Annotated in this window: 13 protein-coding genes; 11 read left to right on the forward strand and 2 right to left on the reverse strand. The window is 69.2% G+C overall.

The window, feature by feature from the left end; all coding sequences use genetic code 11:
- Nucleotides 1-338 precede the first annotated feature (338 nt).
- From ABTZ03_RS39035 to ABTZ03_RS39055, 5 genes are all read left to right on the forward strand, one after another.
- Nucleotides 339-1,184 carry an IS5 family transposase gene (locus tag ABTZ03_RS39035; protein WP_350517970.1) on the forward strand — a complete coding sequence of 282 codons (846 nt, stop codon included), beginning with the start codon at nt 339-341 and terminating at the stop codon, nt 1,182-1,184.
- Nucleotides 1,185-1,247: 63 nt separating this feature from the next.
- Entirely contained in the window at nt 1,248-1,691 is a 444-nt protein-coding gene (locus tag ABTZ03_RS39040; protein ID WP_350517971.1) for a hypothetical protein, read from the forward strand.
- 952 nt (nt 1,692-2,643) lie between these two features.
- On the forward strand, nt 2,644-3,171 hold the full coding sequence (locus ABTZ03_RS39045; RefSeq protein ID WP_350517972.1) for a hypothetical protein: 528 nt from the start codon (nt 2,644-2,646) through the stop codon (nt 3,169-3,171).
- A gap of 6 nt (nt 3,172-3,177) precedes the next feature.
- Nucleotides 3,178-3,426, forward strand: coding sequence for a transposase (locus ABTZ03_RS39050; protein ID WP_502894742.1), 249 nt, complete (start codon nt 3,178-3,180; stop codon nt 3,424-3,426).
- Nucleotides 3,427-3,519: 93 nt separating this feature from the next.
- Nucleotides 3,520-3,900: a hypothetical protein gene (locus ABTZ03_RS39055; RefSeq protein ID WP_350517973.1), complete on the forward strand. Its 381-nt coding sequence runs from the start codon at nt 3,520-3,522 to the stop codon at nt 3,898-3,900.
- On the opposite strand, the gene ABTZ03_RS39060 is transcribed toward ABTZ03_RS39055, so the two are convergent.
- Nucleotides 3,809-4,687 carry a hypothetical protein gene (locus tag ABTZ03_RS39060; RefSeq protein WP_350517974.1) on the reverse strand — a complete coding sequence of 293 codons (879 nt, stop codon included), beginning with the start codon at nt 4,685-4,687 and terminating at the stop codon, nt 3,809-3,811. The two genes, ABTZ03_RS39055 and ABTZ03_RS39060, sit on opposite strands and share 92 nt — an antisense overlap.
- Nucleotides 4,688-4,921: 234 nt before the next feature.
- Between ABTZ03_RS39060 and ABTZ03_RS39065 the strand changes: the two genes are divergently transcribed.
- Nucleotides 4,922-6,511 (forward strand): SMI1/KNR4 family protein, encoded by a 1,590-nt coding sequence (locus tag ABTZ03_RS39065; protein WP_350517975.1) that lies wholly within the window; start codon nt 4,922-4,924, stop codon nt 6,509-6,511.
- On the opposite strand, the gene ABTZ03_RS39070 is transcribed toward ABTZ03_RS39065, so the two are convergent.
- Entirely contained in the window at nt 6,486-6,962 is a 477-nt protein-coding gene (locus ABTZ03_RS39070) for a hypothetical protein (protein ID WP_350517976.1), read from the reverse strand. The genes ABTZ03_RS39065 and ABTZ03_RS39070 overlap by 26 nt on opposite strands.
- A 386-nt stretch (nt 6,963-7,348) precedes the next feature.
- On the opposite strand from ABTZ03_RS39070, the gene ABTZ03_RS39075 reads away from it, so the two are divergent.
- From ABTZ03_RS39075 to ABTZ03_RS39095, 5 genes are all read left to right on the forward strand, one after another.
- Complete coding sequence (locus tag ABTZ03_RS39075; RefSeq protein ID WP_350517977.1) at nt 7,349-7,849, forward strand: hypothetical protein; 501 nt, start codon at nt 7,349-7,351, stop codon at nt 7,847-7,849.
- Nucleotides 7,850-8,756: 907 nt separating this feature from the next.
- Nucleotides 8,757-9,455: a trypsin-like serine protease gene (locus tag ABTZ03_RS39080; protein WP_350517978.1), complete on the forward strand. Its 699-nt coding sequence runs from the start codon at nt 8,757-8,759 to the stop codon at nt 9,453-9,455.
- A gap of 825 nt (nt 9,456-10,280) precedes the next feature.
- Nucleotides 10,281-11,387 (forward strand): hypothetical protein, encoded by a 1,107-nt coding sequence (locus ABTZ03_RS39085; protein WP_350517979.1) that lies wholly within the window; start codon nt 10,281-10,283, stop codon nt 11,385-11,387.
- Between the two features lie 94 nt (nt 11,388-11,481).
- Nucleotides 11,482-11,721: a hypothetical protein gene (locus tag ABTZ03_RS39090; RefSeq protein WP_350517980.1), complete on the forward strand. Its 240-nt coding sequence runs from the start codon at nt 11,482-11,484 to the stop codon at nt 11,719-11,721.
- 920 nt (nt 11,722-12,641) lie between these two features.
- Nucleotides 12,642-13,502, forward strand: coding sequence for an alpha/beta fold hydrolase (locus ABTZ03_RS39095; protein ID WP_350517981.1), 861 nt, complete (start codon nt 12,642-12,644; stop codon nt 13,500-13,502).
- Nucleotide 13,503 lies beyond the last annotated feature (1 nt).

The raw sequence follows: 13,503 nt of genomic DNA on the forward strand, positions 1-13,503 counted from the left end.
CCGAAGAGACGACACGACACCTCGTCTCTCCCGCCGAGGCACCGACCCCATGCCCGACCAGCGGAAATGCACTCGTCACTCTCGGAAAGACAACGGCCTCTCAGAGGACGTTCGCACCGCTGACGTGCAGGTTTGGGTAGATTTGCTGCCTGCCCGAAGAGTTCTTAGATATGGCATCTGTCGTGAATGTCGTGGCCGTATGGCTGGCAGCCTGGCCGCGGTTCATCCTGTTTCGCCCCGAGAGATCCTGTCCGGTTCGAATAAGTCGGGCAAGTCCGTTGCCGGTTCACTCGGACGAGCGATGGGCGACATCAACTCCCGGATGTATCAGTGGAGTTATGACGATTCAGTCGCAACGCAAAGCGTATCCGAGTGACCTGTCCGACGCCCGCTGGGCCCTGATCGAGCCAACCCTGACCGCATGGAGGGCGGGGCGTCAGAAGACCTCGCTGGGCCTCGGCGGCCGGGTCACCGATCTGCGGGAGGTCATGAACGCGATCCTGCACGTGAACCACACCGGGGTCGCCTGGCGCTACCCGCCACACGACTTCCCGCCCCACACCACCGTGTTCTCGCACTTCAGCGCCTGGACCGCGGACGGCACGATCGAGAAGCTCGGCGTAGGACTTCACCGCCTGGTGCGCGAACAGGAGGGCCGTTCACCCGAGCCGACCGCCTGCGTGATCGACTCCCAGAGCATCAAGACCGCCCCCAGCGTGCCCACTGCCACCCAGGGCATCGATGCCGGCAAGAAGATCGTCGGTCGCAAGCGCAGCCTCGTCGTCGACACTCTCGGCCTCCTCCTGCTCGTCATGGTCACCGCGGCCAGCGTCTCCGACAACGACGCCGGCAAGCAGCTCCTCACCCAGGTCGCCACCACCTACCCCACGATCACCAAGGCCTGGGTCGACACCGGCTACAAGACTCAGGCCGTCGAACACGGCGCGAAGCTCGGCATCGACGTGGACGTCGTGCCGCGAAACGCGCAGGTCAAAGGCTTCTCGGTCGTCCCCAGGAGGTGGGTGGTCGAGCGGAGTTTCGGCTGGATCATGACGCACCGCAGACTGGCCCGCGACTACGAGGCCAAGCCCGAGCACTCCGAGAGCATGATCCGCCTCGCGATGATCTCCAACCTCGCGAAGCGGGCAACGGGCGAAAGCACCATAACCTGGCACAATCCATGAACTATCCCCCATGCAAGCAGGACGTCCTCTCATGGACCGTTCCGGTCACCGTAGTCTCGTGCCGTGGTTGACGAACGTGGTGCACCCGACGCCTTCAAGAACCGATGCACGAATGCGGCGCGGACGTTGGATTCCTGCATCAGCTACTTCATCGAGCGCATCTCGTTGGACGAGTCCAACGAGGACCGCAAGGACCACACCCTGGACGTGTGGCTGCGCGATGGGCCGCAGAAGCCCGATGTGATGGTCTCGCTGTCAAACCTCCACTCGGTTCGCCCGTGGGAACCAGGACCGGGCGTCTCCTTCATCGATGGGATCTCCCTCGTCCACCTTCCGAAGCTGCCGTTGCCCTGGCCTGCCGAGGCGGTCGGCCGACTCGACCGCTCCGATGACCTGCCCGAACTGGTCTGGCTGAGGATCACCGGGCCGCTCGAAGTCGACGCTGTTGCCTCGATCGTGACCGTCTACCAGGCCCAGAGCGACGATGCGGCCTCCGTGCTCCGGTGACAGCCTGGAGCCGTTCGACAGCTGAGGAAGCGGCCGAACTTCTGTAAGACGGGTCAATCGCTCAGGCAACGTCGGGCTCCCGGTCGATGGCCTGGAGGCGGTTCTTGAGGCGGCAGCTGTTGCTGTTGATCGAGACGACGTCGCAATCCGGCACCCGTGACCCCACCACCGCCGGGCTCTACTGCGGCACCACTCAAACGAGCTACAGAGAACCGCACCCATCACAGTGACGGACATGTAGGCCATGCATCGTTGCAGTTCAGAGCCTATATCCGAGCTCCTGCAGTCGGTAAACTGGACGACATCACCCGGCTTCGGCTGCAGCGCGAGGACGACCAGGACACCCTCGACCCGACAGCCACTTCGACGTCCAGTCCGGCCACTGCCAGGCGGGTCGGGCCGCAGCGGCCAGACCCTCGTCGAACTCGGTCGTGACGACCGGGCCGGGACCGGCCCGCCACGCGGCCAGAGCGGCCGTCCAGCCCTGACCGGTGCCGACATCCCACCCCCGGCCCGGGTTCCAGCCGCAGGCTGTCCAGCATGTCCGCCACCACCCCTGGCGCGGACAGTGACGACGACGGAACCCCTGCGGTGACCTGCGTGATGGCGGGGGAACTGACACCGCCGAACACGTGGCCCGCCCAACCGTCGGGGTCGAGGGCCCGGTCCAGGGGCACGTACGCCCACCCGTCCCAGTGCCACAGCCGCTGCGGCGCGAACGCGTCGCGGGGCACCGCGGCGAAGGCCTCGCGCAGCCACGGCGCATCAGCCTGCCACTGCCCGCACCGCTCCATCTCCGAGTCCAGGCGCGCGCGTTGCCCGGCCACACCGTCGTCCGTATTCGCCCCCTGTCGCCATCCAGTTACCCGGGATAGCCTGCTCGGGCCGCTTCACCTCAGGCGGGTCGAAGCGGCGTAGTGCCTGAAGAACGTCATTCCCCCAAGGAGGAATCGTGCATCTTCGCGCTCTAGCCGCCGCGGCGGCTGCCGTGACCGCGCTCAGCCTCGCAACCGCGGGCACCGCCCAGGCCCAGCCCCAGTCCAGCACCGCCTGCGGCTCGTCCGGGGTCGGTGAGAGCATGGCCTACAACTCCAATGGGATGGTGGCCGGCTGGATCTCGCAGTTTTATGACTCCTGCACCCTCTACACCTACGGCCGTTGGGATTGGAACCAGGACTTCATGGCGGCACACCCCAACCGCACGGTCTCGTTCGGCGTGGGATCGGTCAGCGTCAACGCGGCCCGGCCGAACTTCGGCTTGGCGATGAACTCCACTCCCGGAAACGCCGTCTTCGGCGTCTTTGGAGAGGATCACCGCGACGCGGGGGACAACACCTGGCGTGCGGGCGCCGAACTGGACTCCAGCGGCTGCGTGGCATGGACCTCCGCGCACAACTACAACAACGGCACCGAGTCGGCCGGGCCGTACGCAGGCTGTAACGACTGGCTCATGACCCAGATCCCCTGGACCGCGCCCTGATCCAGGTTGTGCGGCGGGAGCACGGCGCGGCGGGACGTCGCGCTCCCGCCGCCTCCCCCGGGCCAGGCGCAGGTCGAGGCCCGCATCGCCCGCTGCGGCATCGAGGCCTCCAACCGCCTGGGCCGGCAGCGTTGGGCAATTGAGCGCACCGTGGCCTGGCTCGGCGGCTTCCGCTGGCTCCACCGCCGCTACGAACGCAAGGCCGACCACCTCGCCGCTTTTGCCGGCATCGCAGCAGCCATCATCTGTACCTGAGGGCTCCCCAGATGAGATGACTTCTTAGCTCGACTCTGTCGGGGATCTTGGTGTTCGGCTGCGGGTGATCACGGTGGTGCGCCAGTCTCGCGGGTGCACGATGACGGCGAGATGTCCTGGGAGCACGAGATGTCGGTCCGTCCCCGTCCGGGTGCCGCGGTCCGCTGGGTCGAGGTCAGACCAGCTTCCGGACGTTACGAGGCCTTCCTCCACACCGCCGAGGATGTCGGCCACCCGGGCTTCATGGACCTCGTCGAGTTCCCGCCGCTCGACCTGGACGACGAAGAGGAAGAGTTCGGTCGCCTGGTCGCCATTGCGGACGACCCGCTGACCGCCCTGGCCGAGGCCGCGGGTCGCGCGGGAACGGTCAGCGGCCGATGGGTCAACATCGGCCTGGTACAGGACGAATACATCGACTTCGTACGTGCCGGGCGTCCGGCACGTGAATCATCCGACACCAAGCCCCCGCTCTGACCGACCGTCGGGTGTCGCACGTCGCGGGCAGCAGGGCGAGGACGGTTGCGGCCGCGCCGGGTGTCCGGCGGTCGAATGGAGTGTCTCCCTGTGCGGCTGCGTCGCGGTGGGCGAGATGTCGGCGGCATCGCCGCGGAGTTGTCATGATCGGTTTCAGTGGTTGTGGGGTGGGGGACACCAGCCTGCGCGTCAATGGCTTTCCCTGGCGTTCGCGGATCGTGGCGAGCAGGCCGACGGCGGTGTCGGTGTCGAAGCCTCTGCAGCACCACGGGAAGTCGGAGCAGCGGTGGGCTTGGATCCGGGTGGTGAGCAGTTCAGCGGCTTCCTCGTCGCGGCCGGCGGCTCCGGTGACCTCGACCAGAGCGCGGGCGAGGGACCCGTCGCCGGCGTGCGGTAGCAGCAGGGTGGATGACTCCTGGGCGCGGCCGTGCCGGGCGAGCAGGCGGGCGTAGTGCTGCAGCGCGTCCGGGTGGCCGAGGGCCATGCGGGCCCGGACGGTCTCGATCGCCTCCTCGATCCGGCCCCAGCCTTCCAGCAGCTCGGCCACTTCCACGACCGCTGTCCACCAGCCCGTCGCGGCATACGGGGCGATCACCTCCAGCGCCTGCGTCTGCCGGCCCTGCTCGGCGAGCAACCCCGCCCACGCCTGTGCGCAGAACCACTCCCCGGGCCCAGCCTGTTCCTCCACCACAGCAGTGTGGCCTCGCTCCAGCAGCCGTACGACCAGCTCCGGCGGAATGCAGCCGGACCGCGTGCGGGTCCGGTGGTCAAGATCGGCAGCGTCCATGGCGACGTACCGTAGCGCTCGCCCCCGACACCCCGCAGGCACCGGCGGTAGCGGTCGAATGCCGCACGGGTGGAATGACGCTCGGCGCGGTAGTGGTGGGCAAGGCGGGTCTGTGCTTCATGATCGTCGGCTCCGCCGGGCTGAGCCTGCAGCCCCCGGCCGGGATTCTGCTGACCGGGTCTGTCATGGGCCCCTGCGATGATCGCGGGAGTGTCGACAGAAGCGGAACAGAACATGGCCGAGCTGATCAAGCGGGGCGTTGCACGGGTGGCCGGGATCATCGCGGCGAACGCACCGGTGGGGTGGACGGAGGCGGTGCTCGTGAGCACCGAAGGCCTTTTCGGTCTCAACGTCTCCGGCGAGTGCGTGCTCCCTGGCGCGAGCGCGCGGCGGTTCCATCTGGCCCGTGGTTTCGAGGATCTGAGTGACGTGACGGCGGCGGTGGGTACGGCTCGCGGCTGGGAGCGCACCAGGCTGGAAATACGGTGCCGGCCATCCGGGGAGTACTCGCTGGTCGCGTCCCGTGACGTCGTCTCCCGGCTACACGGAGAGCGTCCGGGCTTCCTGGCTGTCCTGGATCACGGCTATCGGCTCTCCTCGGCGGGGGACGCCCAGGAAGAGGGCACGGCGGGCCCGGCGGGCGACCCGGACCTGGCGCTCGCCCGGCTCCGCGCCTACCTGAAGCAGCGTGCCGACATCCTGGGACGTTCCGAAGCGCTGCCCCCGCCCGTAACCGAGGCGGCCCTCGCGGACGCCGAGCGCCGCCTCGGCCGACCGTTGCCCGCTGATCTGCGGGCGCTGTACCTGTTCGCCGACGGCAGTGGGGACGACGCCTGTGGCCTGTTCGGCAACCTCAGCTGGATACCGCTGGACCGCCTGGTCGCCGCCAGCGCCGACCTGCGGGAACCGGTGTGGAGCGGCTGGGAGAACCACTGGGATGCGGTCGTCCTGGACGCTGACCCGCCCGGTACTGTTCGACGCTGCCACGAGCACCCCGCGTGGCTCCCGTTCGCCACCGCCGACGACGGCAACTACCTGGCGGTCGACATGTCCCCCGCCCATGCCGGACATCCCGGGCAAGTGATCCAGATCGGCCGCGACTACTACGACGGGCCGCTCCATGTCTGCGACTCCGTCACCTCGCTCCTCGCCCGCTACCTGGACCTGCTGGACCGGGGCGCCTATGAGGTAGAGGAAGCCGACGTCGACTACATCGACTTCGTGGAAAGTCCGTGCGAGTCCGGTTCCGATCCCGAGCTGCGATCCGGCGGAATCCCTCACGCCGTGTCACCCGGTCTCCAGGCCGTTCTGATCCAGACCAACGCTCCCACCATCCCGATGGACCTCACCCCGCTCGCAGCCGCGCCCCATCTACGAAAACTCGAACTCAAGCGCCGCCCCGTCACCGACCTGACCCCCATCCGGGACCTGCCCGTCGAGTCCCTGGCCATCGACCTCCACGGTGGCGACCTCACACCACTCAAGGGCCACCGACACCTCAGCTCGCTGGACCTCGCCACCACCGCCACGACCGACCTCACCCCGCTACGCACGGCACCGAATCTGCGCGGCCTGGATCTCTCCCAGGCCACGGTCCAGGACTTGACCGTGCTCGCGGAGTTCCCGCAACTGCGCTACCTGGCCCTCACCGGCAGCCAGTGGGCCGTCCTGCTGGACGAGGACAAGGTGCCGCCTTCCTTGGCCGCCGCCCGCCTGGCCGAGCGCGACACGTCCCGCGCAGAGGCGCTGTCCTGGGCGGAGAGGCTCGGCCTGCCCATTTGGAGCGTCTTTCGTCATCTCAGGGACTCTCGCTTCGGAGGGTGAGATCGACCGCACCCGGTGAAATGGCCGCCAGCTGAGCATATTCGTGCGTTGCCCGGGCGGTGACTTCGGCCTGTGTCAGTGCCCAGCGCATGTGGTCGGCATGCTCACGAGTCATGTCCCGGAGAGTGGGTGACTCGGCGGTTCGTTGGGCAGCGGCTTCGGCCGATTCGGTCCAGGCGCGGAGGACTTCGAGGGGGCGTTGGTGACCGCATTCCAGTTCGGAGCCTGACTGGTCCGTGACCACGGCCTCATAGCCGATGTTGACGTAGAGACTGACGCCTTGATCGTGGAGGACGACCTCGAAGGGCGCTTCGTCGGAGTGCACGCCCTCGGGGGTCTCGGTGGTGACTGTGAACTGTTCTTGGGGGTTCATCCAGTAGTCCACGCCCCATGGCTCGACCCAGATCCCGAGGATCTTCTCGTTGTCGTTGTTCAACCTGATCTTCGGCATGGCCGCAGCGTAGCCCTCCTGGAAGCCTGCACGACCGCGACCTCTATCGGCTCAAGGCTGGGGCTGCGGCCCTCCTTCGGTGGCGTGGTGCGGGTCAACCGAGCAGCGCAGCCCACGTCATGAGGACGCTTTGGCCGATGGGCCGTTGATGTGCCGGAGCCGGCTGTGGGGGATGACCGGGTCCTTGCCGGACAGCCTGGCCCGGCTGAAGGGTGCGGTGTCAGTGGAGGTGGATAGCCTGCGCTGGGTGTGAGTGGCTGTCGGGGGGAGTGGATGTGGACATCGGGGAGATGTTGGAGCGGCTCGGTGCGGTGATCGGGCCGCCACCCGCAGGCAAGGTGGTTCCGGTTCCGTGGGAGCTCGCGCCCGGGGCGGTCGGTTTCCAATTGCCGGCGGACTTCCGGGCGTTCGTCGACCGGTACGGGATGGTCAGCATCAGCGACGAACTGCACGTTCACGCACCATCGACAGCGCCCACTCCCAAGAGGGGGAAGCCGCTCGGCTTCGAGGGATTCCTGTACTACACGACGGAGCCCTACGGCTACACCGCCATGCTGGCCCAGGCCTACGAGAACGGGGATCACGAGGAGTGCCCGTATCCGCTGTTCCCGGCCGAGGGTGGGCTGCTGAAGTGGGGGAACAACTACAACTCCGACCACTTCTTCTGGCTGATGAGGGGCCCGGACCCGGACCGGTGGCCGGTCGCCGCGAAGTTCGACTCGATGCTGGAGTGGGACCTGTTCGAGGGCGGCTTCCTGGAGTTCCTGCTGGCGGCGGTGACCCAGCGGTACCCGTACCACGGGGACGTGGTGCCCGGCGGGGTGCGGCACATCGGTGACGGCCGCGCATATCGAGCCCGGGGCGACTGGTCGCAGCAGAACTGGTAGTGAGCCCACGGACATGCTCAACGGCGGGGTCGGGCCGAGCCATCGACGGGTCCCCGGCCAGCCGGAGACGTGCCAGGACCGGTGCTCGGCTCCGCCCGGGCAGCGTCGGCGTACGGGGCCAGCACTGCGGGGCGGCTCCAGTGAGCCGCGGGGCCGCCCCGCTTGCCGCCGTCCCGGGCCAGGCGCACGTCGACGCTGGCATCGCGCCCGGCGTCGGCCGCGCCGAGGCACTGCGCTGGTTCGTTCGCGCACACTCCGCCGCCCGTCGCCGCGAAGGCGCTCGGCTGCACCGACTTCACCACCGGGCAGGCCGCGACCGACATCGGGCCGCCTGGAGCCGGTACGCCGCTGAGCGCTGGCAATGACTCGGCGCCGACGCGGATCGGGAAGCAGCCGCAACCGGTCCACCAGCGACGTTCCCGCGAGGCCGTCCAGAGCGGGTGACTTGATCAGGCAGACGGTGACAGACTGGCGGCACATCGAAGCTCCGGCGGTTCAGGGCGACTTGGGAAGGTCACCCCGTTCAACCGGAGCTTCGTTGTGTTCGTGACGGTCGGTCCGGACCGGGCCACTCGCGCCACCGTGACCTGCAGATTCACCCGCTGATCGGGACTTTGAAACGGCCCTGGGTGTGTACCACCCCAATTGAAGGTCTTCTCTGGCCGGAGAAACAGGTAAGTCCTCTCCCTGAATAGTGGGTTGTGTGTTGAGGCTTCTCGACAACATTCGCCTGCGGCTGATCTTTTCCGCCCGTTCGGGTGACTGTTTGGCCACGAGACACTCGGACAGCTCCTCATGATGTGCGACCTGCAGTGGGGACCGGATACCTGGAAGCAAGAAGGAGGCGGCGGCAGGAGAGCGGGAAATGAGATCAACCCTTAGCGCGTTGGCGGCGGCAGGAGTGGCCTTGACTGCGGTCCTGGCCTCACCCGGTGATGCGGCAGCAATCACTGGTGGGCAGCCGGCCACCATTCAGGATGCCCCGTACGAGGTAGCGCTAATTGATCTTATTACGCACGGCTTTTCTGATTGTGCGGGTGTGCTGATCAGCCCCACAGCAGCCATTTTCCCTGCCCACTGCATGGCCGATAAAGATGTAACTTCCATTGGGATTCTCAGTGGAACTGCCGACCTGGCAGGCGCCGGGCCAGGCGCTATGCTTTCCGGGGCAAGCAGTATCGCCATTAATCCGGGCTTTGATCCTGGGTCGCTCAAAAATGATATTGCCCTGGTCAAGCTGCGGGGCTCGGCTTCGGCTCCATCGGCGAAGCTTCCTGTCGACCCATCCATTCCGGAGTCGCTGGTCATGACAGGCTGGGGAGCCGGGGGAATCGGGGAACCAGTCAGTGAATCTCTGAAGAAGGCAGACTTCCTTCTTCTGCCAAACTTGACCTGCGATCTGGAGCTGGGGAAATCCCTGCCTGCCGGCGCCCTCTGCTTTTCCAGTGTCACGGCGGCAAATTGCGATGGCGACAGCGGTGACCCGTTGTCCAATAGCGGAACTGTCTATGGATTCTCTATCGGTGTAGGCTTTTGCGAAAAAGGAAGAGATGGATTTGGAACGAAGATCTTTCCGTATCTAGACTGGATCAAATCGCTCGCATGACTTCAAGGCGAAACATCGAGCCTTTTCAGCGCGGCCGCCGATCGGGTGGCGGCGGTGCTGTCAGCGTGACGGAATGACGAACGAGGCTCTCGGGCGGCTGGGAGGGATACTTGCAGTCTCAACTGTTGTGCCGGATGGCCCCACCGCCCCCCGGGCCTCGGGGAAGGTGGCGGTGACGGCGCGATGGTGGCCTGGGGCGCCCCGCCCGCCGCTTCACTACGCCAGGTGCCTCACGGGGTGGGTGTTTACGCCTGTCGGAACGACGACGTTCCATGGAGGCTCGACTTGCAACGGCGACCGCACTGGCCTCGGCCCCATGCAGGCGACGCTTCCGGTACCGCGCCCGGTCTTCCACCAGATGTCCACCGCTGTCAGGGCCGGCGGCAACTGCACGCACCAGGGTGGACCGGTCTTCACGAATGGCCGCATCACCCTGCGCGACACCGGCGCCTCCTACGACTGCGGTCGGCTCTCCCCCACCCCCCCCGATCGAGGTTCAGGGCTACAACTGCCACCCCGTCTGAGCTCACGGATCCGAATCGCCGGCAGCGGCACGCGACAGCACGTCACCTCAGGAATCCTGGACAAGGAGTACCGGACATGACCTTCCTCAACTCGCGGTCCCGCGCTGTCGGCGCGCCGCACTGCCGTTCGACGGCACACCGCCCCGTCGACGCGCCCGGCAGCCGCAGGCCCGGCCGTGGCGTCGGGCGGCGGGCGTTGATGTGTGCGACCGCTGCCGTGTGCGTTGCGGCGGCCACTGGTGCGGCGCCCGCGCCGCCCGTTCCCGGAGGAGCGGCCCGTCCGGCCTCCGCCCTGAGCCCGGTGCCCGAGGGCCGGGCGCTGTTCGGCGATCAGCCGCACGGCCAGAAGGACTTCGCCGGCCCGTTCTCCGGCGAGTGGACGGTCCCCGACGGCGTCACCGAGCTGACCCTCACCATGGTCGGCGCCGGCGGGTCCGGCGGGGCCGGTGGCGGTGGCGGTGGCGGAGGGGGAGGGGGCGGTGGGGGGAGCTACGCCCTGGGCTCGGCCAAGGGCGGTGGCGGTGGTGGCGGCGCGGGCGGCGGTGGTGGCGGCGGTGGCGGTGGCGGCGGTGGCGGTGAGTTCCTCACCTGCACGGTCACCGTTACCCCGGGCGACACCCTGTTCGTCAATGTCGCAGGCGGCAGGCAGGTGACCAGTCTGGGGGTCGGAGGCGCGGGCGGAATCGGCGGAGGGGCAGCCTCCGCGTTCGAACTTTCGAAGCCGGGCGCCCCCGGGGCCCGCGGAACCGCGGACCAGAGCAACACCAGGCCCGTCCCCACCATCGGCGTCCATATCTTCGATGCCAGCCAGAACGTGAACGCCTTCGTCGTCTCCGGCATCGACGGGAACGTAGGCGGCGCGGGCGCCGGCGGCGGGGGCGGCCGGCGCGGTCTGACCGCGGGCCCCTCGGTCGGTGGTGACGGCGGGGCGGGCGGCACGGGAGTGGCCGGCGGTGGCGGCGGATCCGCCGGCGGCGGGGCACCCTACGACAGCATCAGCGCGTTCTGCGGGCTCGGTGAGATCAGCATCAGCGGCGTCTCCGGCACGGCCGGCGCGCGGGGCCAGGCGGGAACGGCCAGCGCTGACGCCCTGCCCGGCGGTCGCGGGGCCGACGCCATCCCCGGAGGCCCCGTGGGCGGCAGCGGTGCCGCGAGCGCGGGCGCGAGCGGCGGGACCGGCGGGACCGGCGGATCCCCCCAGGTCCCCTCCTCCCTCGCCCTGCCTCCCGGCGTGGGCCAGGGCGGGCGCGGAGCCACCGCGGGCAGTGGCGGCAACGGCGGCGACGGCGGACACGGCGGCGGGGCCGCCCCCGAAGTCGGCGACACCCCCGGCGCCAACGGCACCAACGGCACCGACCCCGGGACCATCACCGAGGGAGGTCCCGCCTACGCCCTGATCACCTGGTAGCGCGCAGGCCTACGCCTCGGCCACCGGACCACTGAGCGCGACGGCCGAGGCTGCCAGCGGGCCTCGCTCGATCGCGGTCGTCCTGGGCTCCTGAGTGGGCGGCTCGCTGGGCGTGCAGCTGATCCAGGACGGCAACCCGCTCCCGGGAGCCAGCGCCTACGCCCAGTCCGTCGCCGACCAACTGCCCGCCACGGCCTCGCTGACGTACACGGTGCCCGTCGCCACCGTCACCAGCTCCCTGCAGGTCCGGCTCATCACCGATGCCGGCAACCCCGCGGCCGAGCTGACCGGCCTGGCCGTCACGATCACCGCCCTGGGCAGCACTACCAACTGACCCCTGCTCGCTGGTCCGGTGCCCGTGCACCGGACCAGCGAGCAGGCAGCACCCCAACAGCCCACCTGGCCGCTGTCCCGGCAGCCCTGGCCGTTTCCGGGTCCGCCCTGCCCGCCCTGCCCGCCGTCCTGGCCGTCGCGCCGCCGCGTCCTGGGGCTGTCTCACCGTTCTGGGACGGCCGCGAGGCCGCGCCCGCAGTCTCGCCAGATGCCTCGCGTGTGGCATTGAGTTTGGGGTGGCGGGCGTCCTGCTCACGGCCGTCCGGGAGCCGCCCGTCCGCCGTCCTGCCCGCCGCCCCCGGTCGCCTGCTCGTACGCCCGCCGCCCGCTGTCCGGGCCGCCTCGGCGTCGTGCCGGCCGTGTGGGTGCCCCGGGTACCCGCCCCCGCGGCCCCCGCCGGCCCCGGTCGTCGGCTGTCTCTGGGGTGGCCCGCGCGGGGCATGGGAGTGGGGTCCTGGTGTCGCCGGGGTGCCTCGCGTGGGGCATGGAGTTGGGGTGGCTGTGGTGCTGCTCGCCGCCGTCCGGGTGAGGGTGGGCGTGCTGCTCGGTGTCGTCCGCAGAGGCCTCGGCGTGCCGCCGTCCGGGAGCTGCTCGGTGCCGTTCTGCTCGGTGCTGGTCTGGTCCTGCTCGCTCGCCGGCCTGGCTCTGGCGGCTGTGTCAACGAAAGCGGCCTCAGAGGGAGTGTGTGATTGTCGAGTTGTACCAGGACTCGACCAACTCGGTTGCCTACGAACCGGCGCTTCGCGGCGTCGGCCGGTCGAGGCGCCGTGGCCGTTAGTGTCGCCCCCGTGAATGCCGCCCCCGTACCGACCGCGCCGGGAACCGTGGAGCCCGGCCGGCAGACTCCCGCGCCTCTTGGTGAAGGGGAGTGTGATGAGCTGGGCGGCACACGCCACTAGCCTTCCCGGGTACCCGGAGCCGGTGCACTGGCACCGCGTCCCCGTCACCGGCCAGCACTACGTCGACACCGGGGCCGGTGTGCCTGTGCTGTTCCTGCACGGCAACCCGTCCTGGAGCTACCTGTGGCGCCACCTGCTCGCCGAACTCGGCTCGGACTTCCGCTGCCTGGCCCCCGACCTGCCGGGCCTGGGCCTGTCTCCCGGCCGCCCGCTCCGGTCGCGTCCCGTCGACCAGTTCCTCGGTCAACTCGACGCGCTCGACGCCCTCTTCAGACACCTTGTCGCCGATCGCGGGCTCCCCGGACGCGGCTGGACCCTCGTGATGCACGACTGGGGCGGCCCGATCGGTACGGCCTGGGCCCGGCGCACCCCCGGTGTGGTCGACCGGCTGGTGGTCCTCAACACCATCGGCTTCCGCTGGCCGGCCGAGTACCGGGTGCCGGTGTACCTGCGGTGGATCAGGGACCACAAGTGCGTCGCAGCGCTCGCCCGTGCCACCGACGCCCTTCCCCGCCTGGCCGTTCGAGTCGGCGTCACGGTCCCGCTCGGCCGGGCGGAGCGCCGGGCGTACCTGCTGCCGTACGCCCGGCGCCGGGACCGCCGGGCCGTGGAGTTCGTGCGGGGCATTCCGCACGATGACCGGGACCCCACCTGGCGGTTGCTCGAACCCGAGGGGCCGGACGTGCTCGCGGGCCTGCCCCTGTTCGTCGGCTGGGGGATGCGCGATCCGGTGTTCACCCCGACGCTCCTGCGGGAGTGGACGCGCCGGTTCCCGCACGCCGAGGTCCGCCGCTTCCCCCACGCCGGCCACTACGTCACGGAGGACGTGGCGGACCGACTCGGCTGTCACATCCGGGACTTCCTCCAGCGGGAACGGGTCTGAA

The organism is Kitasatospora sp. NPDC096077 (assembly GCF_040303245.1).
In the GTDB taxonomy this organism is placed as follows: Bacteria; Actinomycetota; Actinomycetes; order Streptomycetales; family Streptomycetaceae; genus Kitasatospora.

Bases quoted from the DNA above. Each gene is read 5' to 3' on its own strand.
- ABTZ03_RS39065 (WP_350517975.1), top strand. From the start codon at position 4,922: ATGGCCGAGCTGATCAAGCGGGGCGTTGCACGGGTGGCCGGGATCATC.
- ABTZ03_RS39035 (WP_350517970.1), top strand. From the start codon at position 339: ATGACGATTCAGTCGCAACGCAAAGCGTATCCGAGTGACCTGTCCGAC.
- ABTZ03_RS39060 (WP_350517974.1), bottom strand. From the start codon at position 4,687: ATGGACGCTGCCGATCTTGACCACCGGACCCGCACGCGGTCCGGCTGC.
- ABTZ03_RS39070 (WP_350517976.1), bottom strand. From the start codon at position 6,962: ATGCCGAAGATCAGGTTGAACAACGACAACGAGAAGATCCTCGGGATC.